The organism is Pseudomonas entomophila (genome assembly GCF_018417595.1).
Lineage (GTDB): Bacteria > Pseudomonadota > Gammaproteobacteria > Pseudomonadales > Pseudomonadaceae > Aquipseudomonas > Aquipseudomonas entomophila_C.
In genome coordinates, this window is sequence record NZ_CP070982.1 from 5,105,089 (window position 1) to 5,131,485 (window position 26,397).

At 64.5% G+C, this 26,397-nt stretch carries 20 protein-coding genes; 9 read left to right on the forward strand and 11 right to left on the reverse strand.

Annotated features, from left to right (window positions below; genetic code table 11):
- Positions 1-27 precede the first annotated feature (27 nt).
- The 6 genes from panB to JYG34_RS22410 all read left to right on the forward strand — a co-directional run bounded on the left by panB (position 28) and on the right by JYG34_RS22410 (position 9,633).
- Entirely contained in the window at positions 28-828 is an 801-nt protein-coding gene (gene panB / locus JYG34_RS22385; RefSeq protein WP_213658377.1) for a 3-methyl-2-oxobutanoate hydroxymethyltransferase, read from the forward strand.
- Positions 825-1,688, forward strand: a complete 864-nt coding sequence (gene panC / locus JYG34_RS22390; protein ID WP_213658378.1) for a pantoate--beta-alanine ligase — start codon at positions 825-827, stop codon at positions 1,686-1,688. Before panB ends, panC begins: the two co-directional genes overlap by 4 nt.
- A gap of 224 nt (positions 1,689-1,912) precedes the next feature.
- Positions 1,913-3,577, forward strand: a complete 1,665-nt coding sequence (gene pgi / locus JYG34_RS22395) for a glucose-6-phosphate isomerase (RefSeq protein ID WP_213658379.1) — start codon at positions 1,913-1,915, stop codon at positions 3,575-3,577.
- A gap of 197 nt (positions 3,578-3,774) precedes the next feature.
- Positions 3,775-5,709, forward strand: a complete 1,935-nt coding sequence (gene acs, locus JYG34_RS22400) for an acetate--CoA ligase (protein ID WP_213658380.1) — start codon at positions 3,775-3,777, stop codon at positions 5,707-5,709.
- Positions 5,710-5,748: 39 nt separating this feature from the next.
- Positions 5,749-6,618 (forward strand): oxygenase MpaB family protein, encoded by an 870-nt coding sequence (locus JYG34_RS22405; RefSeq protein ID WP_213658381.1) that lies wholly within the window; start codon positions 5,749-5,751, stop codon positions 6,616-6,618.
- A 78-nt stretch (positions 6,619-6,696) separates the two neighbouring features.
- On the forward strand, positions 6,697-9,633 hold the full coding sequence (locus JYG34_RS22410) for a DUF748 domain-containing protein (RefSeq protein ID WP_213658382.1): 2,937 nt from the start codon (positions 6,697-6,699) through the stop codon (positions 9,631-9,633).
- Between the two features lie 97 nt (positions 9,634-9,730).
- Here the strand turns inward: JYG34_RS22410 and JYG34_RS22415 are convergent, their stop codons facing one another.
- A complete protein-coding gene (locus tag JYG34_RS22415) occupies positions 9,731-10,144 on the reverse strand; it encodes a VOC family protein (RefSeq protein ID WP_213658383.1) in 414 nt (137 codons plus the stop codon).
- A 60-nt stretch (positions 10,145-10,204) separates the two neighbouring features.
- Here JYG34_RS22415 and JYG34_RS22420 point away from each other — a divergent pair, with 60 nt between their 5' ends.
- Positions 10,205-10,507, forward strand: coding sequence for a putative quinol monooxygenase (locus JYG34_RS22420; RefSeq protein ID WP_213658384.1), 303 nt, complete (start codon positions 10,205-10,207; stop codon positions 10,505-10,507).
- A 77-nt stretch (positions 10,508-10,584) separates the two neighbouring features.
- Here the strand turns inward: JYG34_RS22420 and JYG34_RS22425 are convergent, their stop codons facing one another.
- The 7 genes from JYG34_RS22425 to JYG34_RS26495 all read right to left on the reverse strand — a co-directional run bounded on the left by JYG34_RS22425 (position 10,585) and on the right by JYG34_RS26495 (position 19,430).
- Positions 10,585-11,793, reverse strand: a complete 1,209-nt coding sequence (locus JYG34_RS22425; RefSeq protein WP_213658385.1) for an SGNH/GDSL hydrolase family protein — start codon at positions 11,791-11,793, stop codon at positions 10,585-10,587.
- A gap of 151 nt (positions 11,794-11,944) precedes the next feature.
- Positions 11,945-12,859 (reverse strand): glucose-1-phosphate thymidylyltransferase RfbA, encoded by a 915-nt coding sequence (rfbA, locus tag JYG34_RS22430; RefSeq protein ID WP_213658386.1) that lies wholly within the window; start codon positions 12,857-12,859, stop codon positions 11,945-11,947.
- A gap of 36 nt (positions 12,860-12,895) precedes the next feature.
- Positions 12,896-13,960 carry a dTDP-glucose 4,6-dehydratase gene (gene rfbB, locus JYG34_RS22435; protein ID WP_213658387.1) on the reverse strand — a complete coding sequence of 355 codons (1,065 nt, stop codon included), beginning with the start codon at positions 13,958-13,960 and terminating at the stop codon, positions 12,896-12,898.
- 44 nt (positions 13,961-14,004) lie between these two features.
- On the reverse strand, positions 14,005-16,176 hold the full coding sequence (locus JYG34_RS22440; RefSeq protein ID WP_213658388.1) for a prenyltransferase/squalene oxidase repeat-containing protein: 2,172 nt from the start codon (positions 16,174-16,176) through the stop codon (positions 14,005-14,007).
- Positions 16,177-16,212: 36 nt separating this feature from the next.
- Positions 16,213-17,427: a hypothetical protein gene (locus tag JYG34_RS22445; protein ID WP_213658389.1), complete on the reverse strand. Its 1,215-nt coding sequence runs from the start codon at positions 17,425-17,427 to the stop codon at positions 16,213-16,215.
- Positions 17,424-18,395, reverse strand: a complete 972-nt coding sequence (locus JYG34_RS26490; RefSeq protein ID WP_213658390.1) for a DapH/DapD/GlmU-related protein — start codon at positions 18,393-18,395, stop codon at positions 17,424-17,426. Before JYG34_RS26490 ends, JYG34_RS22445 begins: the two co-directional genes overlap by 4 nt.
- Positions 18,396-18,818: 423 nt before the next feature.
- On the reverse strand, positions 18,819-19,430 hold the full coding sequence (locus JYG34_RS26495) for a TetR/AcrR family transcriptional regulator (RefSeq protein WP_213658391.1): 612 nt from the start codon (positions 19,428-19,430) through the stop codon (positions 18,819-18,821).
- Between the two features lie 309 nt (positions 19,431-19,739).
- On the opposite strand from JYG34_RS26495, the gene JYG34_RS22460 reads away from it, so the two are divergent.
- The gene (locus JYG34_RS22460) at positions 19,740-20,237 is read left to right on the forward strand and encodes a flavin reductase (RefSeq protein WP_213658392.1); all 498 of its coding nucleotides are present in this window, start codon (positions 19,740-19,742) and stop codon (positions 20,235-20,237) included.
- A gap of 22 nt (positions 20,238-20,259) precedes the next feature.
- Positions 20,260-20,817: a chorismate--pyruvate lyase family protein gene (locus JYG34_RS22465; RefSeq protein ID WP_213658393.1), complete on the forward strand. Its 558-nt coding sequence runs from the start codon at positions 20,260-20,262 to the stop codon at positions 20,815-20,817.
- 30 nt (positions 20,818-20,847) lie between these two features.
- Here JYG34_RS22465 and JYG34_RS22470 read toward each other — a convergent pair whose 3' ends face one another.
- From JYG34_RS22470 to JYG34_RS22480, 3 genes are all read right to left on the reverse strand, one after another.
- On the reverse strand, positions 20,848-21,207 hold the full coding sequence (locus tag JYG34_RS22470) for an ArsR/SmtB family transcription factor (RefSeq protein WP_213658394.1): 360 nt from the start codon (positions 21,205-21,207) through the stop codon (positions 20,848-20,850).
- Between the two features lie 654 nt (positions 21,208-21,861).
- On the reverse strand, positions 21,862-23,301 hold the full coding sequence (locus JYG34_RS22475; RefSeq protein ID WP_213658395.1) for an efflux transporter outer membrane subunit: 1,440 nt from the start codon (positions 23,299-23,301) through the stop codon (positions 21,862-21,864).
- 4 nt (positions 23,302-23,305) lie between these two features.
- Positions 23,306-26,392 carry a MexW/MexI family multidrug efflux RND transporter permease subunit gene (locus tag JYG34_RS22480; protein WP_213658396.1) on the reverse strand — a complete coding sequence of 1,029 codons (3,087 nt, stop codon included), beginning with the start codon at positions 26,390-26,392 and terminating at the stop codon, positions 23,306-23,308.
- Positions 26,393-26,397 lie beyond the last annotated feature (5 nt).

The following is a 26,397-nucleotide window of genomic DNA, read 5'->3' on the forward strand; positions in this document are numbered from 1 at the left end:
ACAGCGCCTGAACGAGGATGCCCCTACATGCCTGAAGTAACCCTGACCACCCTGAACGGCCTCAAGGCCAAGGGTGAGAAAATCACCATGCTGACCTGCTACGACGCGACCTTCGCCAAGGCCGCGAGCGAAGCCGGCGTCGAAGTGCTGCTGGTAGGCGACTCCCTGGGCATGGTCCTGCAGGGCCATGACAGCACCCTGCCCGTCAGCAACGACGACATGGCCTACCACACCGCCAGCGTCAAGCGCGGCAACAATGGTGCGCTGATCCTCACCGACCTGCCCTTCATGGCCCACGCCACCCCCGAACTGGCCTTCACCAACGCCGCCCAGCTGATGCGCGCCGGCGCCCACATGGTCAAGATCGAGGGCGCCGCCTGGCTGGCCGAAACCATTCGCCTGCTGGCCGAACGCGGCGTGCCGGTGTGTGCGCACATGGGCCTGACCCCGCAGACGGTCAACGTGCTCGGTGGCTACAAGGTCCAGGGCCGCCAGGAAGCCCAGGCGCGGCAGATGCGCGCCGATGCGATCGCCCTGGAGCAGGCCGGCGCCGCCATGCTGCTGCTCGAATGCGTGCCCAGCGAACTGGCCGCCGAGATCACCCAGGCCGTCGGCATTCCGGTGATTGGCATCGGTGCCGGTAGCGCCACCGATGGCCAGGTGCTGGTGCTGCACGACATGCTGGGCCTGTCGCTCAGCGGCCGTGTGCCGAAGTTCGTGAAGAACTTCATGGCCGGCCAGCCGGACATCCAGAGCGCCCTGGCCGCTTACGTCGAGGCCGTGAAAGCGGTCAGCTTCCCCGCCAGCGAACATGGGTTCAGCGCATGAATACCGTCAAGACCGTCCGTGAACTGCGCGCCGCCGTGGCCCGCGCCCGTGGCGAAGGCAAGCGCATCGCCTTCGTCCCGACCATGGGCAACCTGCACAGCGGCCACGCCGCGCTGGTGACCAAGGCCGCCCAGCGCGCCGACTTCGTGGTTGCCAGCATCTTCGTCAACCCGCTGCAGTTCGGTGTCGGCGAAGACCTGGACAAGTACCCACGCACCCTCGCCGCCGACCAGGAGAAGCTGCTCCAGGCTGGTTGCCACCTACTGTTCGCCCCCTCGGTCGAAGAAATGTACCCCGACGGCATGGCGGTGCAGACCCGGGTAAGCGTGCCGCAATTGTCCGAAGGCCTGTGCGGCGCCAGCCGCCCCGGGCACTTCGAAGGCGTGGCGACGGTGGTCAGCAAGCTGTTCAACATGGTTCAGCCCGACCTGGCCGTGTTCGGCGAGAAGGACTTCCAGCAACTGGCGGTGATCCGCGCCATGGTGCGCGACCTGAACATGCCCATCCAGATCATCGGCGAGCCGACCGTGCGTGCCGAGGATGGCCTGGCGCTGTCGTCGCGCAATGGCTACCTGAGCCCTGAACAGCGCGCCGCCGCGCCGGCGCTGTACCGCACGCTGAGCGGCATGGCCGAGGCCATTCGCCGGGGCCAGCGGGACTTTTCGGCGTTGGTCGCCGAAGGGCAGGCGCAACTGGACGCTGCAGGGTTTCGCAAGGATTACCTGGAGGTACGCCACGCCGTGACGCTACGTCCGGCGCAGGTCGACGACCGTGACCTGGTGGTGATCGTGGCTGCTTATATGGGTAATACCCGGTTGATCGACAATATCTACCTGCACCTGGAAGAGCAGACCGCCTGAATGGCCTTGTTCGCCGGATAACCTGTTGATTTAGGTTGTCCCTGTGGGAGCGGGCTTGCCCGCTCCCACAGGGCTGGGCGAGCCCGCTGTCTGCGCAAAAAATTCATCGTTCCCCCGTCCCTCCCCCATTCCCGCCAAACGACCAATGCCTATAATGGGCGACTTGCAACTGGCAAAGGTTGCCGGTGTCGAACCCTGACAATGCATCAAGGAAATCATTCGCAATGGCGTATTACCGTACTCCCCACGATGTGACGGCGCTGCCCGCCTGGCAGGCGCTTCAGCAACACCGCGACGCCATGCAGGGCTTCAGCATGCGCGAAGCCTTCGCCGCCGACGGCAAGCGCTTCGAAGAATTTTCCCTGAGCAGCTGCGGGCTGTTCCTCGACTACTCGAAGAACCTGATCAACGAGCAGACCCGTGATCTGCTGGTCGGCCTGGCCAACCAAGTGGGGCTGGCCGACGCCATCAAGTCGATGTTCAGCGGCGAGATCATCAACGCCTCGGAAGGCCGCCCGGTGCTGCACACCGCGCTGCGCCGTCCGGTGGGCGACAAGCTGAGCGTGAACGGCGTCAACGTGATGCCCGAAGTGCACAAGGTGCTGAACCAGATCACCGAGCTGGTCGGCCGCATCCATGACGGCCTATGGCGCGGCTACAGCGAAAAGCCGATCACCGACGTGGTGAATATCGGCATCGGCGGCTCGTTCCTCGGCCCCGAGCTGGTTTCCGAAGCCCTGCTGCCCTACGCCCAGCGCGGCGTGCGTTGCCACTACCTGGCGAACATCGACGGCAGTGAGTTCCACGAGCTGTCGGCCAACCTGCGCGCCGAGACCACCCTGTTCATCGTCTCGTCGAAGTCGTTCAACACCCTCGAAACGCTGAAAAACGCCACCGCCGCGCGCACCTGGTACCTCGCCCAGGGCGGCTCGGAAGCCGAGCTGTACCGCCACTTCATCGCCGTGTCGAGCAACAAGGCCGCCGCCGTGGCCTTCGGCATGCGCGAAGAGAACATCTTCCCGATGTGGGACTGGGTGGGCGGGCGCTACTCGCTGTGGTCGGCCATCGGCCTGCCCATCGCCCTGGCCATCGGCACCGCCAACTTCAAGGAACTGCTGTCCGGCGCCTACACCATGGACCAGCACTTCCAGACTGCGCCGTTCGACAAGAACATGCCGGTGCTGCTGGCCCTGCTGGGGGTGTGGTACGGCAACTTCTGGGGTGCCCAGGCCCACGCGATCCTGCCGTACGACCACTACCTGCGCAACATCACCAAGCACCTGCAGCAGTTGGACATGGAATCCAACGGCAAGAGCGTGCTGCAGGACGGCAGCCCGGTGAAGACCGATACCGGCCCGGTAATCTGGGGCGGCGTCGGCTGCAACGGCCAGCACGCCTACCACCAGTTGCTGCACCAGGGCACCCAGCTGATCCCGGCGGACTTCATCGTCCCGGTGGTGAGTTTCAACCCGGTCGCCGACCATCACCAGTGGCTGTACGCCAACTGCCTGTCGCAGAGCCAGGCACTGATGCTCGGCAAGACCCGCGACGAAGCCGAAGCCGAACTGCGCGCCAAGGGCATGAATGAAGACGACATCGCCAAGCTGGCGCCGCACAAGGTGATCCCGGGCAACCGCCCGAGCAACACCCTGGTGGTCGAACGCATCAGCCCGCGTCGTCTCGGCGCGCTGGTGGCGATGTACGAGCACAAGGTGTTCGTGCAGAGCGTGATCTGGGGTATCAACGCCTTCGACCAGTGGGGCGTGGAGCTGGGCAAGGAGCTGGGCAAGGGTGTTTACCAGCGCCTCGTCGGAAGCCTGGAAGACAGCGCCGAGGATGGCTCCACCCAAGGCCTGATCAACTACTTCCGCGGCCGTCACCGCGGCTGATCCGCTTCCTGCACTGGCCTTTTCGCGGGTAAACCCGCTCCCACAGGGATCGCACGGCTTTTGAGGCCTGTGCAGTACCTGTGGGAGCGGTTTTACCCGTGAAGAGGCCGGCATAGGTTGAACACCCCTTCCAGCTACACTGTCCTATCGAATAGCCGCCGCAGTTCCTCGCCTCCACAAGAGCAGGACCACCCGCCATGTTCGATATCCGCGACTACCCCCAGGCCCTGGCCACCAGCCAGGCCGCACAACTCTCCGACGACGACTACCGCCGTCTCTATCGCCAGTCGATCGACGACCCCGACACTTTCTGGTCTGAACAGGCCAAGCGCCTGGACTGGATCAAGCCCTGGTCGAGCGTGCAGCAATGCGACCTCAAGACCGGCAAGGCCCGCTGGTTCGATGGCGCTCAACTGAACGTCAGCCACAACTGCATCGACCGCCACCTGGCGCAACGGGGCGAACAGACCGCCCTGCTGTGGGAAGGCGACGATCCCGGCGACAGCAAGGCGATCAGCTACCGCGAACTGCACCGCCAGGTCTGCCGCCTGGCCAACGCACTCAAGGCGCGCGGCGTGAAGAAAGGCGAGCGGGTGTGCATCTACATGCCGATGATCCCCGAGGCCGCCTACGCCATGCTCGCCTGCACACGCATCGGCGCCATCCATTCCGTGGTATTCGGCGGTTTCTCGCCCGATGCCCTGCGCGACCGCATTCTCGATGCCGACTGCCGCACCGTGATCACCGCCGACGAAGGCGTGCGCGGCGGCAAGCGTATTGCGCTCAAGCAGAACGTCGACAAGGCGCTCGCCAGTTGCCCGGCAGTCAGCAGCGTGCTGGTGGTCAAGCGCACGGGGACTGAAGTGGACTGGAACCAGGGGCGTGACCTCTGGTATCACGAGGCGACCGAAAACGCGGGCGACGATTGCCCGGCCGAACCCATGGAGGCCGAGGATCCACTGTTCATCCTCTATACCTCCGGCAGCACCGGCAAGCCCAAGGGCGTGCTGCACACCACGGGCGGCTACCTGCTGCAGGCCACCCTGACCTTCAAGGTGGTGTTCGACTACCGCGACGGCGAGGTGTTCTGGTGCACCGCCGATGTCGGCTGGGTCACCGGCCACAGCTATATCGTCTACGGCCCGTTGGCCAACGGCGCGACCTCGCTGATGTTCGAGGGCGTACCCAACTATCCCGACACCTCGCGTTTCTGGCAGGTGGTGGACAAACACAAGGTGAACATCTTCTATACCGCGCCCACGGCGTTGCGGGCACTGATGCGCGAAGGCCCAGGTCCCTTGCAGAACACCTCACGCCAGAGCCTGCGCCTGCTCGGCAGTGTCGGCGAGCCGATCAACCCGGAAGCCTGGGAGTGGTATTTCGAGGCCGTCGGGCAGCAGCGCTGCCCCATCGTCGACACCTGGTGGCAGACCGAGACCGGCGGCATCATGCTCACCCCCTTGCCCGGCACCCCCAGGCTCAAGCCCGGCTGCGCGACCCAGCCCATGTTCGGCGTGCAGCCGGTACTGCTGGATGAAAAAGGCAAGCTCATCGAAGGCCCCGGCGCCGGGCTGCTGGCGATCAAGGCCAGCTGGCCGGGGCAGATCCGCAGCGTCTACGGCGACCACCAGCGCATGGTCGACACCTACTTCAAGCCCCTGCCCGGCTACTACTTCACCGGTGACGGCGCGCGCCGCGACGCCGACGGCGACTACTGGATCACCGGGCGCATCGACGATGTGATCAACGTCTCCGGCCACCGCATCGGCACCGCCGAGGTGGAGAGCGCCCTGGTGCTGCACGACAGCGTCGCCGAGGCCGCCGTGGTAGGCTACCCCCACGACCTCAAGGGCCAGGGCATCTATGCCTTCGTCACGCCCATGAGCGGCGTCACCCCGGACGATGCGCTCAAGCAAGCACTGCTGGCGCTGGTCAGCAAAGAGATCGGCAGCTTCGCCAGGCCTGAGCTGATCCAGTGGGCACCGGCCTTGCCCAAGACGCGCTCGGGCAAGATCATGCGGCGTATACTGCGCAAGATCGCCTGCAACGAACTGGACAACCTGGGAGACACCTCCACCCTCGCCGACCCGAGCGTGGTCCAGGGCTTGATCGACAAGCGTCTCAACCAATAGCCCGCGGCCCGGGTGGGCCGCCTTGAAGCAAAGGCCGCCATGGAAACCCTCCGCCGTCGCATCGAAACCCAGGTCATGAGCCTCACCGGGGTGGCCCTCGGCCAGCTCGACCTGGAGTCGCCCAAGGGTGACCCGGGCCTGTTCGGGCCGCAGAGCGTCAGCTGGCAGGTGCACGGCGACTTCCCCAGCATGCTGGTGGGCGGCATCAGCGCGCTGATGCTGCAAGTGCTGCACCCCCTGGCCCTGGCCGGCGTGTGGGACCATTCGAACTTTCGCCAGGACCTGCTCGGCCGCCTGCGCCGCACCAGCCAGTTCATCTCCGGCACCACCTTCGGTTCGACCCGCGACGCCGAATGGCTGATCGACAAAGTGCGCACCATCCACCTCAAGGTGACCGGCATCGCGCCGGACGGGCGCCCCTACGCCGCCAGCGACCCCGACCTGCTGACCTGGGTGCATGTGGCCGAAGTCAGCAGCTTCCTCGCCGCCCACCTGCGCTACCGCAACCCCGCCCTGCCCCGCGCCGCCCAGGACCAGTACTACGACGAGATCGCCCTGATCGCCGAGCGCCTGGGCGCCCGCGACGTGCCGCGCTCTTGCACTCAGGTCGATGAATACCTGCGCCGCATGCGCCCACATCTGCAATGCAGCGCCCGCAGCCTGGAAGTGGTCGACATCCTGCTCAAGGCGCCCGCGCCCAGCCGCCTGGCGCAACCGGTGGGCAAGCTGATGCTCAATGCGGGTATCGACCTGTTGCCGGGCTGGGCCAGCGACATGCTCGGCTTGCACCAGGGTGAACTGTCCAGGCGCATGATCCGCCTGGGTCTGAAAAACACCGCCCCGGTATTGCGCTGGGCCATGCGCAATGGCTCGGCGCATCGCGCCAGGCGGCGCATGGGGATCGAGTAAGGTTTTCGGCCGGCTCAGCGGAACCGATTTAACGTGCCATACTCCAACCACTCCAGCCTGATACAGACGAAGCGACACATGCCCAAAGGATTGACCCGCGCCGTCGGCGCCCTGCTGGCCCTGGTGGCCCTGTACAGCCTGCTCGGCTTCCTGATTCTTCCCGGTATCGCCCTGCGTGTCGCCAACCAGCAGCTGGCCCAGTACGCCACGCTGCCGGCCCACCTGCAACGCATCGAGCTCAACCCGTTCAGCCTCGAACTGACCCTGTGGGGGCTGCAGATCGGCGAGCCCGGCAAAGAGCAGGTGGGCTTCGAGCGCCTGTACGCCAACCTGTCCCTCGACAGCCTGTGGACCAAGGCCCTGCACCTGGAAGCGGTGGCGCTGGACAAGCCGCGCACCGAGCTGCTGTTCGCCAAGGACGGCAGCCTCAACCTCACGCAGCTGTTCAAGCTGCCGCCCAGTGAAGCCAAGCCTGACGAGCCGCCCAGCGACCCGTTCCCGCTGCGCATCGGCAGCATCAAGCTCAGCGAAGGTTACCTGCACTTCCAGGACCTGCGCCCCAGCGAGCCGATCGAATTCCTCTACGACTCGATGAACCTGGAGCTGAAGCACCTCAGCACCCTGCCCGACGACAACGCCGACATGACCCTGGTGGCCAACGGCCCGGCCGGTGGCCGGATCGACTGGAGCGGCACCCTGAGCCTGGCGCCGATCGCCTCCGAAGGCACGCTCAAGGTCACCGAGGGCAAGATGAAGGCGTTCTGGCCCTACGTGCGCGATGCCGTGCCATTGGTGCTCGAAGAAGGCGTGGTCAGCCTCGATACCCACTACAAGCTCAACCTGTCTAAAGAAACCGAGCTGCTGCTGGACAACACCTCGGTACGTGTCGCGCCGTTCGCCATCAAGGCGCCGGATGGCCGGCCACTGGCGCGCCTGGCCAGCCTGGAGGTGAGCGAAACCTCCATCGACCTGGCCAAGCAGCTGGTCACCGTCGGCAAGATTCGCAGTGAAAAGCTCGAAACCTGGGCGGCCCTGGAAAGCGACGGCCAGCTCGACTGGCAGAAGCTGTTCGCCAGCCAGCCGGCAAAAGCCACGCCCAAGGAAAAAGCCGAACCTGCCACCGCCGAACCGACCGAACAGGAAAAGGCCACCAAAGAGCCAGGCAAGCCCTGGCAGGTGCTGCTCAAGGATGTGCAGGCGCGCAATTACCTGGTCCACCTGGCCGACCGCAGCCAGAAGGAACCGGTGGCGCTCGACGTCGGCCCGCTCAACCTCGACCTGCAGAACTTCGACAGCCTCAACCAGTCGCCCTTCACCCTCAAGCTCGATACCGGCGTGGGCAAGCAAGGCAAGCTGCAGGCGGCCGGCCAGGTCAACCTGGCGCCGGTCAGCGCCAGGCTGGACGTCGCCACCCGTGACATCGACCTGCGCGTGGCCCAGGCCTACATCAGCCCGTTCATCCGCCTTGAGCTGCGCAGCGGCATGCTCTCCAGCGACCTCAAGGTCGACCTCAAGAGCACCGAGCCACTGGCCTTCACCATTGGCGGCAAGGCCCAGGTCGACCAACTGCACACCCTCGACACCATCAAGAACCGCGACTTCGTCAAATGGCAGCAAGTGAATGTCGATGGCTTGAGCTACGTGCATGGCGACGCCCTGTCGATCGACAAGGTGACCCTGCTGCAGCCCTATGCGCGCTTCATCATCAACGAAGACCGCACCACCAACGTCGATGACCTGCTGATCCCGCAACCAGCCGGTGCACCGGCAGCTTCACAGGCCAAGCCGGCCAGTGGCGGCAACACCAAGCCCCTGGGTATCCATGTCGGCCAGATCAGCATCAATGACGGTTCGGCCAACTTCGCCGACCTCACCCTCACGCCCAACTTCGCCACCGCCGTGCAGCAGCTCAACGGCCAGATCGGCACCCTCGACAACCGCAAGCCGCAACCGGCCAAGGTGGACATCAAGGGCAAGGTCGACCGTTATGCGCCGGTGACCATCAAGGGCGCGCTCAACCCGTTCAACCCGCTGGCCAGCCTGGACATAGCCACCAGTTTCAAGCGTGTCGAGCTGACCACCCTGACGCCCTACTCCGGCAAGTTCGCCGGGTTCCGCATCCGCAAGGGCCGCCTGAACCTCGACCTGCACTACCTGATCACCAATGGCCAGCTCAAGGCCGAGAACAAGGTGGTGGTCGAGCAACTGCAGTTGGGCGAGAAGGTCGACAGCCCCGACGCCGTGGACCTGCCCATCCGCCTGGCGGTGGCGCTGCTCAAGGATACCGACGGCAAGATCTCCATCGAGCTGCCGGTCTCCGGCGACCTGAACAACCCGCAGTTCAGCGTGATGCCGATCGTCTGGCAGACCCTGCGCAACCTGGTACTGCGCGCGGCCCAGGCGCCGTTCAAGTTCATCGGCGGGCTGGTCTCGGGCGGCGGTGCCGAGGATCTCGGTACCGTGGCCTTCGCCGCAGGCTCGAGCGATCTGACCCCTGACGCCCAGTCCGCCCTGGACAAGCTGGCGTCCGCGCTCAAGGAGCGCCCGGAGCTGCGCCTGGAGATCGAAGGCACGGCGGCCCAGAACAGCGATGGCCCGCTGATCGCCCAGCAGCGCCTGGAGCGCGAGTACCAGGCCACCTGGTACAAGATCCTCCAGCGCCGTGGCGACAAGGTCCCGGCCAATGCGTCCCTGCTGGTGGTCGACGACGACGACAAGCCGGCGATGCTCGAGGGCATCTACCGCACGCGCCTGAAGCAGCAGCCACCGGCCGAGTGGGAGAAGCTCGGGCGTGACGAACGCAGCGCGAAACTGCGCGAGGCGGTGATCAAGTCCTGGGCCGAAAGCGCCCCGCTGCTGCGCACCCTCGGCCAGGAACGGGCCGCCAGCATCAAGGACTACCTGGTCGACAAGGGGCAGCTGGCCGATGACCGGGTGTACTTCATCGATACCACCCTGGGTCAGGCCGAGAGCGATGGCCGGGTGATCACGCCACTGCACCTGGACGCCGAGTAAGCGCTCGGCGCGTTGCCTGTAGGAGCGGCTTCAGCCGCGATGCGGGCGCCGCGGTGCATGGCACCCGCAGCGCGGGTGATCGCGGCTGAAGCCGCTCCTACAAAAGCCGCTGCCCCGACACCGCCGGGTGATACAGCGGCTGCACCTTGTTCCCCGCCGGGTCCAGCAGATGGAAACTGCGTGCGCCGTCACCATGGTTGAACGGACGATCCAGCAGGGTCACACCATGGGCCTTGAAGTATTGGTACCAGGCTTCCAGTTCTTCCACGCTGTCGACGATGAACCCGTAGTGATCCAGGGTCTGCAAACCATTGGCGGCACCTGCGCCGCGCCCCAGCGAAAGGTTGTCGTTGCCGCAGGTGAGGTACACCAGGTCTTCGTTGGCACGGTTGAGCACCTCCATGCCCAGCACGTCGACGTAGAAGCGTTCGCACTCCTCCAGGTTCGGCACCAGCAGGGCGATGTGGCGTAGGCCGTTGAGGCGACCGGGACGGGCAGGTAGATCGGACATGGTCATGGCTCCACTTTTGTATACAATTCGTAAGCGAATTTAAAACAAAAGGAGCCGCCTGTGTATAGCCTGTTCATCAAGACCCGTGTCAAGCCCGGTACGGCCGATGCCTTCCTCAGTGCCATCCAGCTCAATGCCGCCGCCTCGGTGGCCAACGAGCCCGGCTGCCTGGTGTTCGATGTGTCACAGGATCGCCAGGACCCGGAGGTGATCTACCTGTACGAGATCTACCGCGATGACGCGGCGTATGAGGCGCACACGCAAACCGCGCACTTTCGCGACAGCCGCCCGCTGGTGGAGCCGCTGATCGTCGAGCAGGTGTGCTTCGAGAGCGAGGTGGTGGCGCGCAACCCGGTGAGCTGAAGGAGCGGCTTCAGCCGCGATGCAGGCAACGCGGTGCCCGGCACCCGCTTCGCGGGTGATCGCGGCTGAAGCCGCTCCTACAAAGGTCGCGCCCAATCAGTGAGCGCCGGTTGCTGCAGCAACCACTGCGCAATAACTTGGCTGCCTTCGCGGCCAGGATGCAGGTGATCGCCAGAATCGTGGCAAGCCTGCAGACGGTCCGGGTCGTGCGGGTCCCTCAGCAGCGCATCCAGGTCCAGCACACCGTCAAACCCGCTGTCCTCGCGCATCCATCGGTTGAGCCGATGGCGCAAGAGGTCTTTGCCTGGCTGGTGGAAAGCCTCGAATGGGGTCCCGGCGAACGCGCCTTTGAACGGAGTCAGCGTCATGCCCAGCACGCTGACGCCACGTTCATGGGCCGCCGCGATAAGTGCGCTGTAACCGGCCGTCAACGCTTCGAACGTGGGTAGCGCGCCTTCAGGGTCGACGACCGACTCGGCCCACCCCAGGTCGTTCAACCCCACCTGCACGATGACCATGGCCACCCCCGGCTGACTCAGCACATCCCGCTCGAATCGATTGAGCACACTGATACCCAACCGGTCACGCAACAACCGACCACCGGACTGCCCGGCATTGATCACGGCGATCCCCTGCGGTGCGAGTTGGCAGGCCAACAGGTCGGCCCAACAGCCATGGCTGTTCTTTTCCAGGCCATGACCATTGACCAGCGAATCGCCGATCACCGCCAGTGTCACGCCTTGCTCCAGCACCTCGACCGCATTGACCAGCACCCGCACGTTCAATGGTTGCGCATCAGGCAACGCGGCCTGATTGCCAGTGCGGTCACCGGGCTCGATGCTGCCGGTCTGGCGGGCGTCCCAGTGAAAGGTCGTGGGGGTGAAGTCATTCGGCAGGTAGACAGCCAGCTCAAGGTCGGCCAGATCGGGTACCGGCAGCTCCAGCGGGTCACTGTGCAGGCGTTCGCCGGCAGCCAGGGTGACGCGATGGCTACCGCCAAAGGTGAGGTCTGCCCAGGCACTGACCTGCCCTTGTTCGTGTAGAGCCACCCGACACAGGCCGAGGGTCAGCGGGGTATCGCCATATTCATTGGAAAACACCAGTCGCAACATCTGCCCGCCTCGGCTGATGCGCAGGGGCTGGCGCACGGTACACGCACCGGCCATCGACGGCAGTTGGGTGGGGAATGGCAGTTCAGTGCCCCAGGCCGGTTGGGCCGGTGCCGTCCAGGTGGAGATCCAGGCGGCGCCCACCGAGGGCAAGAAATCGGAGGAGGAAACAGACACGCGGAAAATCCCTTTTCGCAGTAGCTGGCACACAGGCCAACGGTGGCAGATGCGACCGCCGCCAGAGGCTACTGCAGGCGCCCTTAAAACGCCACCAACTGAAACAGGAATGCCCACAGGGTTGATCAAACCCCGCGGGCAAAGCCCCCGATCAGGCGATCAGCGCCTTCACCACATCATCGTCGGCGGCGGCGGCGATGGACGCCAGGTATTGGCCATAGCTGGTTTTCTTCAGCGCCGAAGCACGCGCCAGCAACTGCGCCTGGTTGATCCAGCCGTTCTGGAAGGCGATCTCTTCCAGGCAGGCGACTTTCAAACCCTGACGGTTCTCGATGGCCTGGACGAAGTTGCCGGCTTCGAGCAACGAGTCGTGGGTACCGGTGTCGAGCCAGGCGAAGCCACGGCCCAGCACGTTGACGTTCAGCGTGCCACGCTCGAGGTAGGCGTTGTTGATGTCGGTGATTTCCAGTTCGCCACGAGCCGACGGTTTGACCTGCGCCGCGATGTCGAGCACCTGGTTGTCATAGAAATACAACCCGGTGACCGCGTAGTTGGACTTGGGCGCCTTGGGTTTCTCCTCGATGCTGATCGCCTTGCCCTGGGCATCGAACTCCACCACACCGAACGCCTGCGGGTCGGCCACGTAGTAGCCGAACACGGTGGCGCCGCTGTCACGGCTGGCGGCCTGGCGCAGGGTGTCGCTGAACTGGGTGCCATAGAAGATGTTGTCCCCCAGCACGAGGCAGACGTTGTCGTCGCCGACGAACTCCTTGCCGATGATGAACGCCTGGGCCAGGCCATCCGGGCTCGGTTGCTCGGCGTAGCTGAGCTTGATACCGAACTGGCTGCCGTCGCCGAGCATGCGCTGGAAGCCCGGCAGATCGGTCGGGGTGGAGATCACCAGGATCTCGCTGATGCCGGCCAGCATCAGCACCGACAGCGGGTAGTAGATCATCGGCTTGTCGTAGATCGGCAAGGATTGCTTCGACACGCCCAGGGTGATCGGGTGCAGGCGAGTACCCGAACCGCCGGCCAGCAGAATGCCCTTGTATTGGGTCTTTTTCATGAAACAGCTCCCTTGAAACATGAATGAGGTAGAGGTTCAGGCGGCGTTGCCCAGGCGTTCCAGGCGGTAGGCGCCATTGAGCACGCGCTGCCACCAGCCACGGTTGTCGAGGTACCACTGCACGGTCTTGCGCAGCCCGCTCTCGAAGGTCTCCTGCGGGGTCCAACCCAGCTCGTCGGCGATCTTGCTGGCATCGATCGCATAGCGCAGGTCGTGCCCCGGGCGGTCGCTGACGAACTCGATCAGGTCGCTGTAGGCCTGGACGCCCTCAGGCTTGTTCGGCTGCAGCTCTTCGAGCAATGCACAGATGCCTTGCACCACGTCCAGGTTGCGGCGCTCGTTGTGGCCACCGATGTTGTAGGTCTGCCCCACTTCGCCGCGGGTCAGCACGGTGTACAGGGCACGGGCGTGGTCCTCGACGTGCAGCCAGTCGCGGACCTGCGCGCCATTGCCATACACCGGTAGCGGCTTGCCGTGCAGGGCGTTGAGGATCACGTGCGGGATCAGCTTCTCGGGGAAGTGGTGCGGGCCGTAGTTGTTCGAGCAGTTGGTCACCAGCACCGGCAGCCCGTAGGTGCGGCCCCAGGCGCGGACCAGGTGGTCGCTGCCAGCCTTGCTCGCCGAGTAGGGCGAGCTGGGCGCATAAGGGGTCTGTTCGGTGAAGAAGTCGTCGGTACCTTCCAGGTCGCCGAACACTTCGTCGGTGGAGATGTGATGGAAACGGAACGCCGCGCGGGCTTCCGGCGCCAGGCCGTTCCAGTAGCCACGGGCCACTTCCAGCAGCGTTGCGGTGCCCAGCACGTTGGTGCGGATGAAGGCGTCCGGGCCTTCGATCGAGCGGTCGACGTGCGATTCAGCCGCCAGGTGCATCACCGCCTGGGGCTGGAACTCGGCGAAGATCCGCTGCAGGTGCGCCTTGTCGCAGATATCGGCCTGGTAGAAGCGGTAGCGCTCGGAGTCGGCCACGCTGGCCAGCGACTCGAGGTTGCCGGCATAGGTCAGGACGTCGACGTTGGCCACGTGGCAGTCGGTGTTTTGAATCAGGTGGCGGACCACGGCCGAGCCGATGAAGCCCGCACCGCCGGTAATCAAGATGTTCACGCAAGTACTCCTGTAATGGGTGTGGTGAATCCGTTCACGCTTTTTTAGTTGACCAGGGCGACCCAGTACTTGCTGAGCGCGCCTTTGAGGATCAGCAACGACTGGATGCAGGTGAAGCTTTCATCGGTGGTGGCCGAGGTGGTGTTCAGCGGGCCGAATCCGCCATCTTGCTTCTGGTGACGGGCAATCCAGTCCGTCACGCCTTGCTTGTCCCGAGGCTCGGCATCGAGCAGGTACAAGCCAGCCACCGCCATGTAGCTACCGACCAGGCTGACCGCCTTGCCCGGGCGATAGAGGAACGGCCCGTCGGCTTGCTGCAGCCCTTGCAGCCAGGCCACGGTGGCCTGGGCATCCACCAGCTCACGGTCCAGCGCATGCAACAGCGACAGGGCACGGTAGGTGGAGAAGGTGTCGGGTGGGTTGCCCGGCCGGTTACCGAAACCGCCATCGGCATGCCGGCAGGCCAGGATGAAGTCCAGCAGCGCCTGGGGCTGGTTCGCCTGCGCACCCAGCACATGCAGTGACAGTGCCGCCAGGTTGCTGTGCCAGATGTCCGACTGGTAGCCCGGCACATTGCCGAAACCGCCATCGGCTTGCTGGCACTGGCGCAGGTAGGCGACGCAGGCCTGCCCGTTGCGTGGCGCGCTGCCCAGCAGGCGCAGGGAAATCACCGCGCAGTAAGTGGCGAATACGTCACTGAGCTGGCCGGGCTGCTCGGAGAAACCACCGTCGGGGTTCTGCGAGGCCTGGATGCAGGCCACCAGGCTGGCGCTGTCCTCGATGTCCGCCTTCAACGCATACAGGTCGGAAATCACGTGCAGCGCGGAGAACACCTGCCAGCAGCGGTCGGCGCGGAAGCCTTGCGGCGCAAGCTCGGCGGTCAGGCCGTAGGGCACCGCGAGGGAGGCACGCGACTGGCTCAGCCAGTCGTAGTAGGCCGGCAGATTGACGTCCAGGTTCGGCATCTGGCCCAGGTGGGGTTGCTCCAGCGGTCGACGATTGTCCACCACGCGCAGGGCGCTGCCATCGGCCGGAGCCCAGGCTTGCGGCACCGGCAAGGACGCGGTGTGGGCTGCCAGGGCCTTGAGACAGGCCAGCTGGCCCTCCAGGCTCTTGATGTGCAACGGCAGGTACGACAGGTTGCCGATGTGGAACACGCCCAGTTGCCGCGGCGGTGCCCAGAACTGGCGGATGAAAGGTACTGTCGGGTCGACCGGGGTCGACCAGAAGTAACCTTTGCCCAGGAAGAACCCACCGTGGTGGCTGTCGTGGAAATCCCCCAGCGCCTTGAGTAGCTGATCGCGGCGTTCAGCGGCATCGTGTGGCTGCGCCAGTGCCAGTGCATCGAGCAGCAACGCCACGTCCAGGCTGGTCTTGATCGGGAACGGCGACTCGTTGCGCTTGAACGAGGTGAGCCAGTCCGCGCCGACACGCTGATCGTAGCGCAGGCGATCCCAGAAGCCGCCGTAGGTGTTGTCGTGCAGACGCTCGAAGGTATCCTCGAGCAGCTTGCGCGCCAGTTGCAGCATCTCCTGGTGGCTGTTGGCCCGTGCCCAGCGGGCCAGGGCTGCCGCGGCGCGCGCCCGGCTGGCGGTGTTGCGCAGGGTGCCTGCGCCCAGGCCATCGAGTTCGGCGCGCACTTCGTCCTCGAGCTTCCAGACGTGCTGCTGCAGGTGGGTGAGCAGTGCCTGGTCCCCCTTGCAGGCGCACAGGCTGCACAGCAAGTTGACCGCGCCAATGTCCAGCTCGATCGGCATGTGCCCATCGATCACCGCGCTCCAGTCGCTGCTGAGCACACCCCCGAACAGGCGGTTGTCATAGACCTGCTGCAGGCGCTGGCTCAAGCCTGCGGTCACGCCCTTGAGCTGCGCATCGTCACGCCGCAGGCGACGGAACTCGAGCACCGCGCGCAGGGCATCGAACTGGCTCGCCAGGGTCCGGCAACGCCCGGAGCCGTGCGGGTTCCAGAAGCGATCGCCCAACTCGATGAAGCCATCCTGGCTGGCATCGTGCAGCGCCAGCAGGCCTGCCAACGCGAACTCGGCCTGCTCGGCCTCGCCATGGGCGGCGAAGAACAGCGTCGCCGCCACCTGGTCCTCCAGGCGCTTGTCGCTGCTGATGCGTACCGCACCGGTAGCGTCGGTGACTGCCAGAAAGCCACCCTCTTCCCTGTCCATCAAGGCGTCGGCCATGAAGGTGTATGAGGCGCTGTGCATTGCCCTCTCCCTGAATAATGCTGTGGATGATGTTGCTTACTGAGCCAGGCTGAGAATCCGGCTGGCGGCACGGTGGGCACCCAGTCCGTCGGGCGCGGCGACCCGCTGGTGGGCACCGAAATAGGTCGGCGCCGCGGTATCCTTGTCCAGCTCGGCGCCAATCAGCTCGGCGATCCGCCCGGCCTCGCAACCCAGGTAGGTCGGGAAGCCCAGGCGCCCCAGGCGGTCAAGCGCCTCGGCCTCGTGGTACTCGGATTTCGACGGCAGCACGAACAGGGTCGGGATGTTCAACGCGGCGATCTCGGTCACGGTGATCCAGCCCGGCGCCGACACCAGCAGGCTGGCTTCGCGCAGCAGGCCCATCCAGTCCGGGTAGTACGGCACGCTGATGACGCCTTCACGTGGGGCGATGTCCTGGCGGCCGAGCAGCACCATCTTCAGCTCCGGGCGCTCGGCGCGCAGGCGCTCGAAGGCTTCCAGGTAGCCGTTGAGCAGGTTCTGTTTGCTCTCGGCGAACATGGTGGTGCCGCTGATCGAGGCGACGACGAAAGGCCCGTCACCCAAGCCCAGGTCGGCGCGCACGGTAGAGGCGTTGGTCTGGGTAAAATCGCGGATCATCGGCCCGACGAAATGCGCCTTGCCCGAGTGCAGTGCGCTGGCCACCGGCGTGCCGTTGTCCATTTCCGGAATGTAGGGCTTGTCGGTCAACACCAGCTGGCTCTGCTCGATCATCCACGAGAACTGCTTGTGCAAGGCCAGGCGCGCCCGGTTCAGGTCTTCGGCGTTGAGTTCGAACCCCCCTTCGCTCAGGTCCTCGTCGGTCAGCTGGCACAGGGTGAAGTCGTAGCGCTCGGTGACGAACACCAGGGGCGTGCGGCTGAAGATAGCCGCCAGGCAAGCCGCCATGTTGAAGTCGGAAATCACCACGCGAGGCTTGTGTTCCTCGATGATCGCCAGGTAGGCCAGCATGCGTTCGCTGGACAGGAACGTGTTGGAGATGTAGCCGGCGATATAGCTGCCCCAGTCGAGCTGGCGCGACAGGTTGCTCTTTTTCGAATAGTCCATCAGTTGCCCGGCGACATCGATCACTTCGATGCCCGAGCCTTCGAACATCGGGGTGAACACGTCCTGCAGCGAGGCCAGGGCCACCTTCAGGTCGATGTCGGGGTTGCGATCCTTCAGGGCACGGCCGATCGACAGCACGCGCATGTTGTGACCGGAACCGGTGGGTGCGGGGGCGAACAGAATCATGCGACTTCCTCCTTGAGTTGAATGATGCCTTTGACTACCGAGTGTGCAGGTACATCGCGAATGACCACGGCGTAGGGTTCGACCACCACGTCGTCGCCAAGGGAAACCGGGCCGACGATCAATGCGCCGGTACCGATGCGGCAACGCTTGCCGATGTGGATGGGGGCGGCTTTCCAGGGCAGCGAGCGGTAGCCGTGGTCATGGGAGGACGACACCAGGGTGACCTGGTCGTCGAGCTGGCTGTGCTCGCCGATGGCGACACCACCGGCCCCTTCGATGACCACGCCACGGCCCAGAGCGACGTGCTCGCCCAAGCCGATACCGCCTTGCTCGTGCATGCCACCGCGCCGGGTGCTGCGGCCGATCAGCACGCAGTCCTCACCGATGTGCACCGAGGCGCCGCCGGACAGTTCGGCGTCGATCAGCGCGCTGTCGGCGATACGCCAGGCACTGAGCAGGGGATTCTGTTGATGCACGAGGTGCAATGCGCAGGAAGCACGATCGAGGAAAGAAGGCAGGCCTTCACGCTGACGCTTGAGCACTTTCTGCAGAACCGGCGCCGGGTCGGGCCAGCCATCCTCGCTGACCTGGCGACGGGCGATCACCCGTGCCGGGCGGCCGACGACGATGCAGTCCTGCTCGACGTCTTCAGTGACCAGGGCGCCAGCCGCCACCACGGCCCCGGCACCAATATGCACGCCGGGCAAAAGGGTTGCCCGGGCACCGATCCAGGCACCACGACCAACACGGATGGGGTGCTCCTTGCTACCGCGGGCGACGACACCGGTGGCCAGCATGCCGCGATCGGCGACATCCAGGTGCTCTAGGCGGCATTTGAAACCGATGAAGCACCCTTGCCCCAGGGTCACGCCCTGGAGGTGGTTGCCGGCACGAACCCAGCTGGCATCACCAATCTGCGTGTCGGACGAAACGCGCGTCCCGACTTCGACAAGCCATGTTGTCTGCATCACACAATCCCTTGCCTGTTCGGATGCAGCGCGTGGTTTCGCCGTGGCGAAAATCAGACGTGCATCCCGGTTGCGAATCCTTGCATGGGGTGTCGCCACTCTGGCGCGACCTGCTGTCCAGGCCTGCCGATTTCGACGGGCTCGAGCCACCCTGCGAAGCCAATAATGTACTAGTCAATTAGTACTGTTCGCATATCCTAGTACAGACAAAATGCCTAGGCAACACGTTTTCTGTGCTGGTCGTTAGAAAATTTCCGGGCAATCAAGATGCACAAAAAGGTTCCGATCGCGTGAAAAAATGCTGAATTTATCGTGGGATCTGCACATAAATCCACAGGAACGAAAAAACGCATCCGGCCACTCATGTGACTGGATGCGTTGAGACAAACACAAGGACTGGCCAAAGGCCAGCTAGCGGAGGGATCAGTGCGTGAGAGGATCCGGGACGATGGTGTCCCAATTGCCCATGGCGTGGTCCGCCACTTTTTCCAGTGCATCGCGCGGCGAACCATCGCGCGCCACCATGGCCATGCCGCGCTGTACCACGCCGTAGTAGTTGGCCAGGCTTTCGCAGTCGACATGCTCACCGATCTCGCGGCTGGCCTGCCCGAGGCGCAAGCGGTTCTTCAGCATCTCGAAGGGCTTGCAGCGCAGCACCTTGAGCCCGACCCTGAGGTTGGGCAAGGGGGAATTGAGGTCGGTCTGGGTGACGAAACAACCGTGGGGACGGTCTTCACGGGTGAGGATCCTGGCGGTTGCCAGCAGGACGGCCTGGATCGAGTCCTGCGCCCGTTCATACTTGTACAGCTCGCTCCAGATTTCCTCACCAACCGTGGACCAGTAAAGCTCCAGCGCTTCGAGGAACAGGTCCTCCTTGGAGCCAAAAGCGGCATAGAGGCTCGGTGACTTGATCTTCATCACCCCCATCAGTTCGCTCAGCGAAGTGCCATCGTAGCCCTTGTCCCAGAACAGCAGCATGGCCTTGACCAGCGCCTCGTGACGATCGAACTCCCGGGGTCTTCCACGACCACTCATATCTACTTCTCCCTTCTAACAACGGGTGGATTGCAACCTAGACTGTCGCAACCCGGATCCCACTGCGCCGTCCAGGCCACCCATGACCTGCTGGCCTTGTGCGGCAAGGCTTGCAGCAGCAATACGTGAACGGCGTTACAAAAAGAATTGTATTGTACTAATACATCCGTACAATCGGCGGTATGCGAATGATATGCGGCCGCCAGCGGGTTACGTCAACCCCGGCTTACAAACAATAAGTCATGGCGTACATGCATGATCGCCAAAGCTTTTTTAGCGAAGATCAGTCACCAAAGGAGCGTTTCAGCAATGGATGTTGCAACCTACAGAAATGCCATGGCCCGGCTCGGCGGCGCCGTCTCGATCATCAGCACCGATGGCCCCAGCGGCCGCCATGGCTTCACCGCATCCGCCGTGTGCAGCGTCACCGACACCCCGCCCACCCTGCTGGTGTGCATGAACAACCAGTCGCGCCAGCGCAGCAGCTTCGAAGAAAACGGCGTGCTCTGCGTGAACGTACTGCGTGGTGACCATCAGCATTTGTCGGGCATCTTCGCCAACAAGCACCTGGACATGGAGCAACGTTTCCAGGCGACCCCTTGGTCCGTCGGCCACAGCGGCGCGCCAACCATGAACGAGGCGCTGGTCTGCTTCGACTGCCGGATCAGCGAAATCCACACGGTCGGCAGCCACAGCATCTTCTACTGCCAGGTGCTGAACATCGACAGCGCCCAGCATCCGGAAGGGCTGATCTACTTCGACCGTGCCTATCATCGCGTCGCCGCGCCCAACCAGTCTGCGGCCTGAAGATTTCCGGAGAACATGCATCATGGACAACCTCTGGACTTCGCTGCCGCTACCTGGCCTGAGCGACGATCAACGCCACTGGCTGTTCGCCCCAGGCTCGCTGACCTTGCGCCTCAAGGCGCTGGGCCGGTTCAGCCTGGAGGTGGCCCAGCAGCGGATCGATTTCCCCGAACCCAGTGAAGCCCATGCCCTGGGCTGCACCACCGGCAGCCCTGCCTGGATCCGTGAAGTGGCCTTGAAAGTCGACGACCAGGTGATGGTCTGCGCCCGCAGCCTGACACCCATGCGCGAGCGCCGGCCGGCCTGGCCGGAGCTCGCCGGCTACGGCGGCGAGCCGTTGGGCAGCATGCTGTACAACACGCCGGATATTCACCGCGGCGCTTTCGAATGCCAGCGCCCGCAAGCCGATGATCCACTGTCGCGCCTGGCCACGTCACTTGGCCAGCCAGGCGGCAAGCTGCTGGCCCGCCGCTCGCGCTTCACGCGCGACGGTCAGCCGCTACTGATCGCAGAGTGTTTCGTCGAGGATTTCTGGGCGTTGCTGCAGGAGCGGAGCGCGCCGCTGAAACTGGCTATCTGAGCCAAGGGCGCGCTCGCGGGGGAAGGCGACTCAGCCTTCTTCCAGGCGGGCTTCGTTGTCGCGAATGACCTGCGAGGTGTGCGGGTCTTTGTCGACCGCGTCGAGCAGGGAGCTGAGCAGGCCTGGGAAGCGGGCTTCCAGGTCATCCCGACGGATCGACAGCAGGTTCTCACGGCCATAAGGGCGTTGCCAGATCACGCCGCTGTCGCGCAGCACGCGCCAGTGGTGGGTCATGGTCGATTTGGAGGCACCTTTGAGGATGCGCCCGCAAGGGTGCTCTTCGCCATCGGAAAGCACCTTCAGCACGGTCAGGCGCAACGGGTTGCCAAGTGCTGTCAGGACGTTTTCCAGGCGGATCTGCTCGATGCTGGGGTGGTTGGCAGTGTACATGCAATAACCTCAATAGCCTTACAAGGATCACCACGCCCCGGATCGCCTGCGCGGTACCGTCCGTGGTTTCCCCGTATTGATCAGGCGCGATTCCATGTCGCGCTCCTGGGAAGCCGAGTCCGAACCTGGCAATACCTCGTGGGGACAGCATGTTCCCAACTACCTAGGGCCATCAGTCGATGGCTGCCTGCCTCTGGAATCACGACTGTTTGTTAGTACGAACAGTGTAGGACTATACACCATTGTTACAACCGTTCGCGAGCCAATTGCGTTCCATGTGCTACCTGGAAGCATCAGGGTGCAACCAATTTAGCCTTGCGAAACAGGACGTTGTGCGAGATGGCGGATTTAAGAATGGGTGTGTTTCAAGGTGTAAAGTGCGGGGTTTTCGTCGCAAGAGTTGTGCCGCGCTCGAGATCGAGCGCCGCCCGCGCGGCGCATCGCGGATGAATCCGCTCCTACATCGGTTGCAACGTGCCGCACCTGTGAGACCATGGTTGCCCGCCGTGGCGCCTTTGGCGAACTGGCCCGAAACAAACCTGTAGGAGCGGATTCATCCGCGAGCGGCGCTCGATCTGATAGGCGTTGCAACTCTCCAGGCGAACACTTGAAAGCCGGCGCCAGGTGCAACCCCGGCGCCGGCTGAACCAGCATTCAACGAACAGCGCTTGGCTCAGGCTGGTAACCACCCCCCAACGCAGTAACCAGGCTCACCGCCGAGTCGATCTGCTTGCTGCTGAGCAACGCCAGGCGCATTTCATCCTCGATCAACTGCTCTTCGATGTTCAGCGAATCGAGGAAATTGTTTTCCCCGACCTCGAAGCGCTCCACGGCCAGGTCGAAGGACGACTGCGCCGTATCCCGCGCGGTACGTTGCAGGCCGATCTGCCGGTTCACCGCCTGCAACTCGGTCACCGACGTCGCCACCTGGTGCAGTGCCGTGTTCAGGGTCGAGTTGTAACCGGCGATCGCCAGGTCCAGGTCGGCGTTGCTCTGCTTGAGCTCGGAGCGCAAGCGCCCGGCATCGAACAAAGGCAAGGTCACAGTCGGCGCGATGTTCCAGAAACGGCTGACGCTGTCGTTGAAACTGTCGCCGGACATGGCATGGATGCCGCCCCCCGCACGCAGGTTGATGTTGGGGTAGAAACGGGTCTTCACCGAGGCGACCGTCTGAGTCTGCGCCTCGACCCGCCAGCGCGCCGCGACGATGTCGGGGCGCCGCCCGAGCAGTTCGGCGGGCAGGTTTTCCGGCAACGCGGCTTCGTCGCTCTTGAGCGGCTTGGGCCGGGCGATGTCATGGGCGCCATCAACCCCCGCACCCAGCAACGCCGAGAGCTGCAGACGAGCCACCTGCACATCGCTCCTGGCCCCCAACAGGCTGGCCTCGGCACGTGCCACCAGGCCATCGACCCGCTGCAGCTGGGACTTGTTGTCCAGGCCGTTGCGGTAGCGATCGCCGGTCAGGCTCTGCAGGTTGCGCAGGCGCTTGAGGTCGCGCTCGCTGAGGTCGACCACATCCCAGGCGTAGGTCAGCTGGTTGTAGGCCTTGACCACGTTGGCCGCCAGCAGCAGACGCGCCGACTGCAACTCGACCTCCGCCGCCCGCGCCTGGCTGACCGAGGCCTCCCAGGCACTGCGCTTGCCGCCCCACAGGTCGAGGTCGTAGTCGAAGGTCACGCCCAGGCTGCGCACGGTGACATAGCGGTTGCCCTGCCCGGCGTAGTCCTCGCTGCGCGACAGCCGCGAACGCTTCACGTCGCCGAAGGCGTCCACCTGCGGCGCCCGGTCGGCGCCGTAGTATTCCTGGTAGGCATTGGCCTTGTCGGCCCGCGCCCGTACTTCCTGCAGCCCGGGGTTGTTCTGCCAGGCCTTGGCCACCAGCCCGTCCAGCTGGGCGTCACCGTAGCGCTGCCACCACTGCCCTTGCGGCCAGGGTGCGGCCGGCAGGCGGGCGTCGGCCAGGGTGCCCGAAGGCGCGCCTTCGGGGGTCAACAGGGTTTGACGGTGGTCGATGCCGGCGTGGTTGACGCAACCGCTCAGGGCCACCAGGGCCGCCAGCGACAGCGGCCATGCACAACGTGTGATTTTCAACATGCGATTATCCCCGTGCCGGCGCATCGATGGCCTGGCCTTCAGTGCTGTCGGCAGGCGTTGCCTTGGGCTGCCTGGCGGTGCTGAGCAGGCTGTAGACCGTCGGCAGGATGAACAGGGTGAACAAGGTGCCGATCAGCATCCCGACCACGATCACCAGGCCCAGGCCGAAGCGGCTGTTGGCCCCGGCACCGGTGGCGAAGATCAGCGGCGCCAGGCCCACGACCATCGCCGCGGTGGTCATCAGGATCGGCCGCAGGCGCACTTCGGCGGCGTGGCGGATCGCTTGCAGCTTGCCCATGCCGTGATGCATCTGCAGTTCGTTGGCGAACGCCACCATCAGGATGCCGTGCTTGCTGATCAGACCGATCAGCGTGATCAGGCCGATCTGCGTGTAGATGTTCAGCGAGGTGTAACCCAGCGCCAGCGGCAGCAGTGCCCCGCAGATCGACAGCGGCACGCTGATCAGGATGATGAACGGGTCGATGAAGCTTTCGTACTGCACCGCCAGCACCAAATAGATGATCACCAGGGCGAAGGCGAAGGTCAGCACCAGGGTGTTGCCCTCCTGCACGAACTGGCGGGTATCCGACTGCCAGTCGTAGGTGTAGCCGGCCGGGAACTGCCTGGCCTGTTCGGTGAGGAAGGCCACGGCATCGCCCAGGGTCACGCCCGGCAGGGGGATGGCCTGGAAGGTCGCGGCGTTCTGCTGGTTGAACTGCGGGCGCAGGTTCGGCTCGACCTTGACCTTGATGGTGGCCAGGGTCGACAGCGGCACCAGATTGCCGTGCTGGTCCTTGACGTAGTAGCGGTTCAGCGCCTCGGGGGTCAGGCGATCCTGCGGCACCGACTGCGGAATCACGTCGTAGGAGCGGCCGTGGTAGGCGAAGCGGTTGACGTACTTCTCGCCGATCAGGCTGTTGAGGGTCTTGCCGATGTCGCTCATGCGAATGCCCATGGCGTTGGCCTTGGCCCTGTCGACCTGCACCTCGACCACCGGGTTGTTGAAGTCCAGGTCACTGTCGACCACGGCGAACAGGCCACTGCTGCGGGCGCTGGCCTTGAGCTTGTCCATCACGTCGAACAGCGATTGGTAGTCCTGGTCGCTGCGCACCACCATCTGCACCGGCAGGCCGCCCGTGGAGCCCGGCAGCGGCGGCATCTGGAAGACGAAGATACTGGTGCCTTCGATCTGGCTGACGCGTTGCTGCAGCAGGGGCTGGATCTGGTTGGCGCTGCGTTCGCGCTTGTCCCAGTCCACCAGGTTGATGCCGCCGACACTGTTCGACAGGCCGTCGGTGCCGTTGGCCACCCAGTCGCTGTAGCCTTCCGGGAACTCCTTGAACACTTCGTGGAGCTTTTCCGAGAACGCCTCGACGTAATTGATGTTGGCGTGTTGCGGTGCCTTGATCGCGGTGAGCAGGATGTTCTGGTCCTCAAGCGGCGCCAGCTCGCTCTGCGCCGACTTGTACAGCACCGGCAGGCTGAAGAAGATCACCAGCGCGATGGCCAGGCTGATCCAACGTTTGGACAAGGACACGCCCAGCAACTTGCCATAGCGCTCGGCCAGCCAGTTGAAGAAGGCCTCGGCCTTGTGCGCCATGTAGCCTTCGCTCGACTTGGCGTCGAGCAAGCGGGTGCTCATGATCGGCGACAGGGTCAGGGCGACGATGCCGGACACCACCACCGAGCCGGCCAGGGTCAGCGCGAACTCCTTGAACAGGGTGCCGGTCAGGCCGCCCATCAGGCCGATCGGCGCGTACACCGCGGCGAGGGTGAAGGTCATCGCCACCACCGGCCCCGCCACTTCGCGAGCACCGAGCAAGGCGGCTTCGAACGGCGTCTTGCCATCCTCGATATGACGGTGGACGTTCTCCACCACGACGATCGCGTCATCCACCACCAGGCCGATCGCCAGCACCATCGCCAGCAGCGTCAGCAGGTTCAGGCTGAAGCCGAACATCTGCATCAGCACCGCGGCCCCCAGCATCGACAGCGGGATGGTCACCAGCGGGATCAGCACGGTGCGGAAGGTGCCCAGGCACAGGTAGATCACCAGGACCACGATCACCAGCGCCTCGATCAGGGTGTGGGTCACCTCGTCGATGGACGACTGGATGAAGTGCGCCACCTCGAACGGGATCTGCACCTTCACGCCTGGTGGCAGGGTCTTCTCGATCTCCGGGATCAGCGCCTTGACCGCGTTGACGATGGTCAGCGGGTTGCCGGTGGGCGCGGCGTCGAGGCCGAGGAACATCGCCGGGACCGCGCTCATCGCGCCGCTGGTGTCGAACGACGCGGCATTGAGCTCGACAGTGCCGACATCGCGCACGCGAATGATGTTGCCGTTGTCGTTGCGCAGGACCATGTCCTTGAAGTCTTCGACGCTGGTCAGGTCGGTGTTGATACGCAGGTTGCTGACCACGTACAGGCCCTTGACCTGGCCGGGCGCGGCCTGGAAGTTGTTCTCCTTGATCGCGTCGGCCACGTCCTGGCCGGTGATGCCGTAGCCGGCCAGCAGGTCAGGGTCCAGCCACAGGCGCATGGACAGGGTCTGCCCGCCCAGCACGTTGATCTTGGCCACGCCGTCGATGCCCGAGAACATCGGTTCGACCACCCGCGAGATGTAGTCGGCCACTTCCGGCATCGACAGCTGCTCGCTGGAGAACGCCACGTAGGCGACGCTGGTGAAGCCGCCGGAGGTGCGCTCGATCACCGGGTCATAGGCTTCGGCGGGCAGCTTGTAGCGGATCTGGTTGACCTTGGCCATCACCTCGGTGAGGGCGTTGATCGAGTTGCTGTTGAGCTGCATGCGCACGGTGACCAGGCTCTTGCCCTGGGTCGAGCTGGACGACAGGTAGTCGATACCCTCGACCGAGGCCACGGCCTGGCTGATCGGCTGGGTCACAAAACCCTGCATCAGCTCCGAGGAGGCGCCGGGGTACTGGGTGGTGATGGTGATGGTGGAGGTTTCCAGCATCGGGTACTGGCGCACCGGCAGCTTGGTGAACGCCATGATCCCGAACAGCAGGATCAGCGTGCTGACCACCAGCGCCAGCACGGGCCGGCGCAGGAATATATCGGTGAAATGCATGATCG

Bases quoted from the DNA above. Each gene is read 5' to 3' on its own strand.
- JYG34_RS22405 (WP_213658381.1), top strand. From the start codon at position 5,749: ATGGAAACCCTCCGCCGTCGCATCGAAACCCAGGTCATGAGCCTCACC.
- pgi (WP_213658379.1), top strand. From the start codon at position 1,913: ATGGCGTATTACCGTACTCCCCACGATGTGACGGCGCTGCCCGCCTGG.
- JYG34_RS22415 (WP_213658383.1), bottom strand. From the start codon at position 10,144: ATGTCCGATCTACCTGCCCGTCCCGGTCGCCTCAACGGCCTACGCCAC.
- acs (WP_213658380.1), top strand. From the start codon at position 3,775: ATGTTCGATATCCGCGACTACCCCCAGGCCCTGGCCACCAGCCAGGCC.
- JYG34_RS22480 (WP_213658396.1), bottom strand. From the start codon at position 26,392: ATGCATTTCACCGATATATTCCTGCGCCGGCCCGTGCTGGCGCTGGTG.
- JYG34_RS22465 (WP_213658393.1), top strand. From the start codon at position 20,260: ATGGACAACCTCTGGACTTCGCTGCCGCTACCTGGCCTGAGCGACGAT.
- JYG34_RS22470 (WP_213658394.1), bottom strand. From the start codon at position 21,207: ATGTACACTGCCAACCACCCCAGCATCGAGCAGATCCGCCTGGAAAAC.
- rfbA (WP_213658386.1), bottom strand. From the start codon at position 12,859: ATGAAAAAGACCCAATACAAGGGCATTCTGCTGGCCGGCGGTTCGGGT.
- JYG34_RS22475 (WP_213658395.1), bottom strand. From the start codon at position 23,301: ATGTTGAAAATCACACGTTGTGCATGGCCGCTGTCGCTGGCGGCCCTG.
- panC (WP_213658378.1), top strand. From the start codon at position 825: ATGAATACCGTCAAGACCGTCCGTGAACTGCGCGCCGCCGTGGCCCGC.
- JYG34_RS26490 (WP_213658390.1), bottom strand. From the start codon at position 18,395: ATGCAGACAACATGGCTTGTCGAAGTCGGGACGCGCGTTTCGTCCGAC.
- JYG34_RS26495 (WP_213658391.1), bottom strand. From the start codon at position 19,430: ATGAGTGGTCGTGGAAGACCCCGGGAGTTCGATCGTCACGAGGCGCTG.
- JYG34_RS22410 (WP_213658382.1), top strand. From the start codon at position 6,697: ATGCCCAAAGGATTGACCCGCGCCGTCGGCGCCCTGCTGGCCCTGGTG.
- JYG34_RS22460 (WP_213658392.1), top strand. From the start codon at position 19,740: ATGGATGTTGCAACCTACAGAAATGCCATGGCCCGGCTCGGCGGCGCC.
- JYG34_RS22445 (WP_213658389.1), bottom strand. From the start codon at position 17,427: ATGATTCTGTTCGCCCCCGCACCCACCGGTTCCGGTCACAACATGCGC.
- JYG34_RS22440 (WP_213658388.1), bottom strand. From the start codon at position 16,176: ATGCACAGCGCCTCATACACCTTCATGGCCGACGCCTTGATGGACAGG.
- panB (WP_213658377.1), top strand. From the start codon at position 28: ATGCCTGAAGTAACCCTGACCACCCTGAACGGCCTCAAGGCCAAGGGT.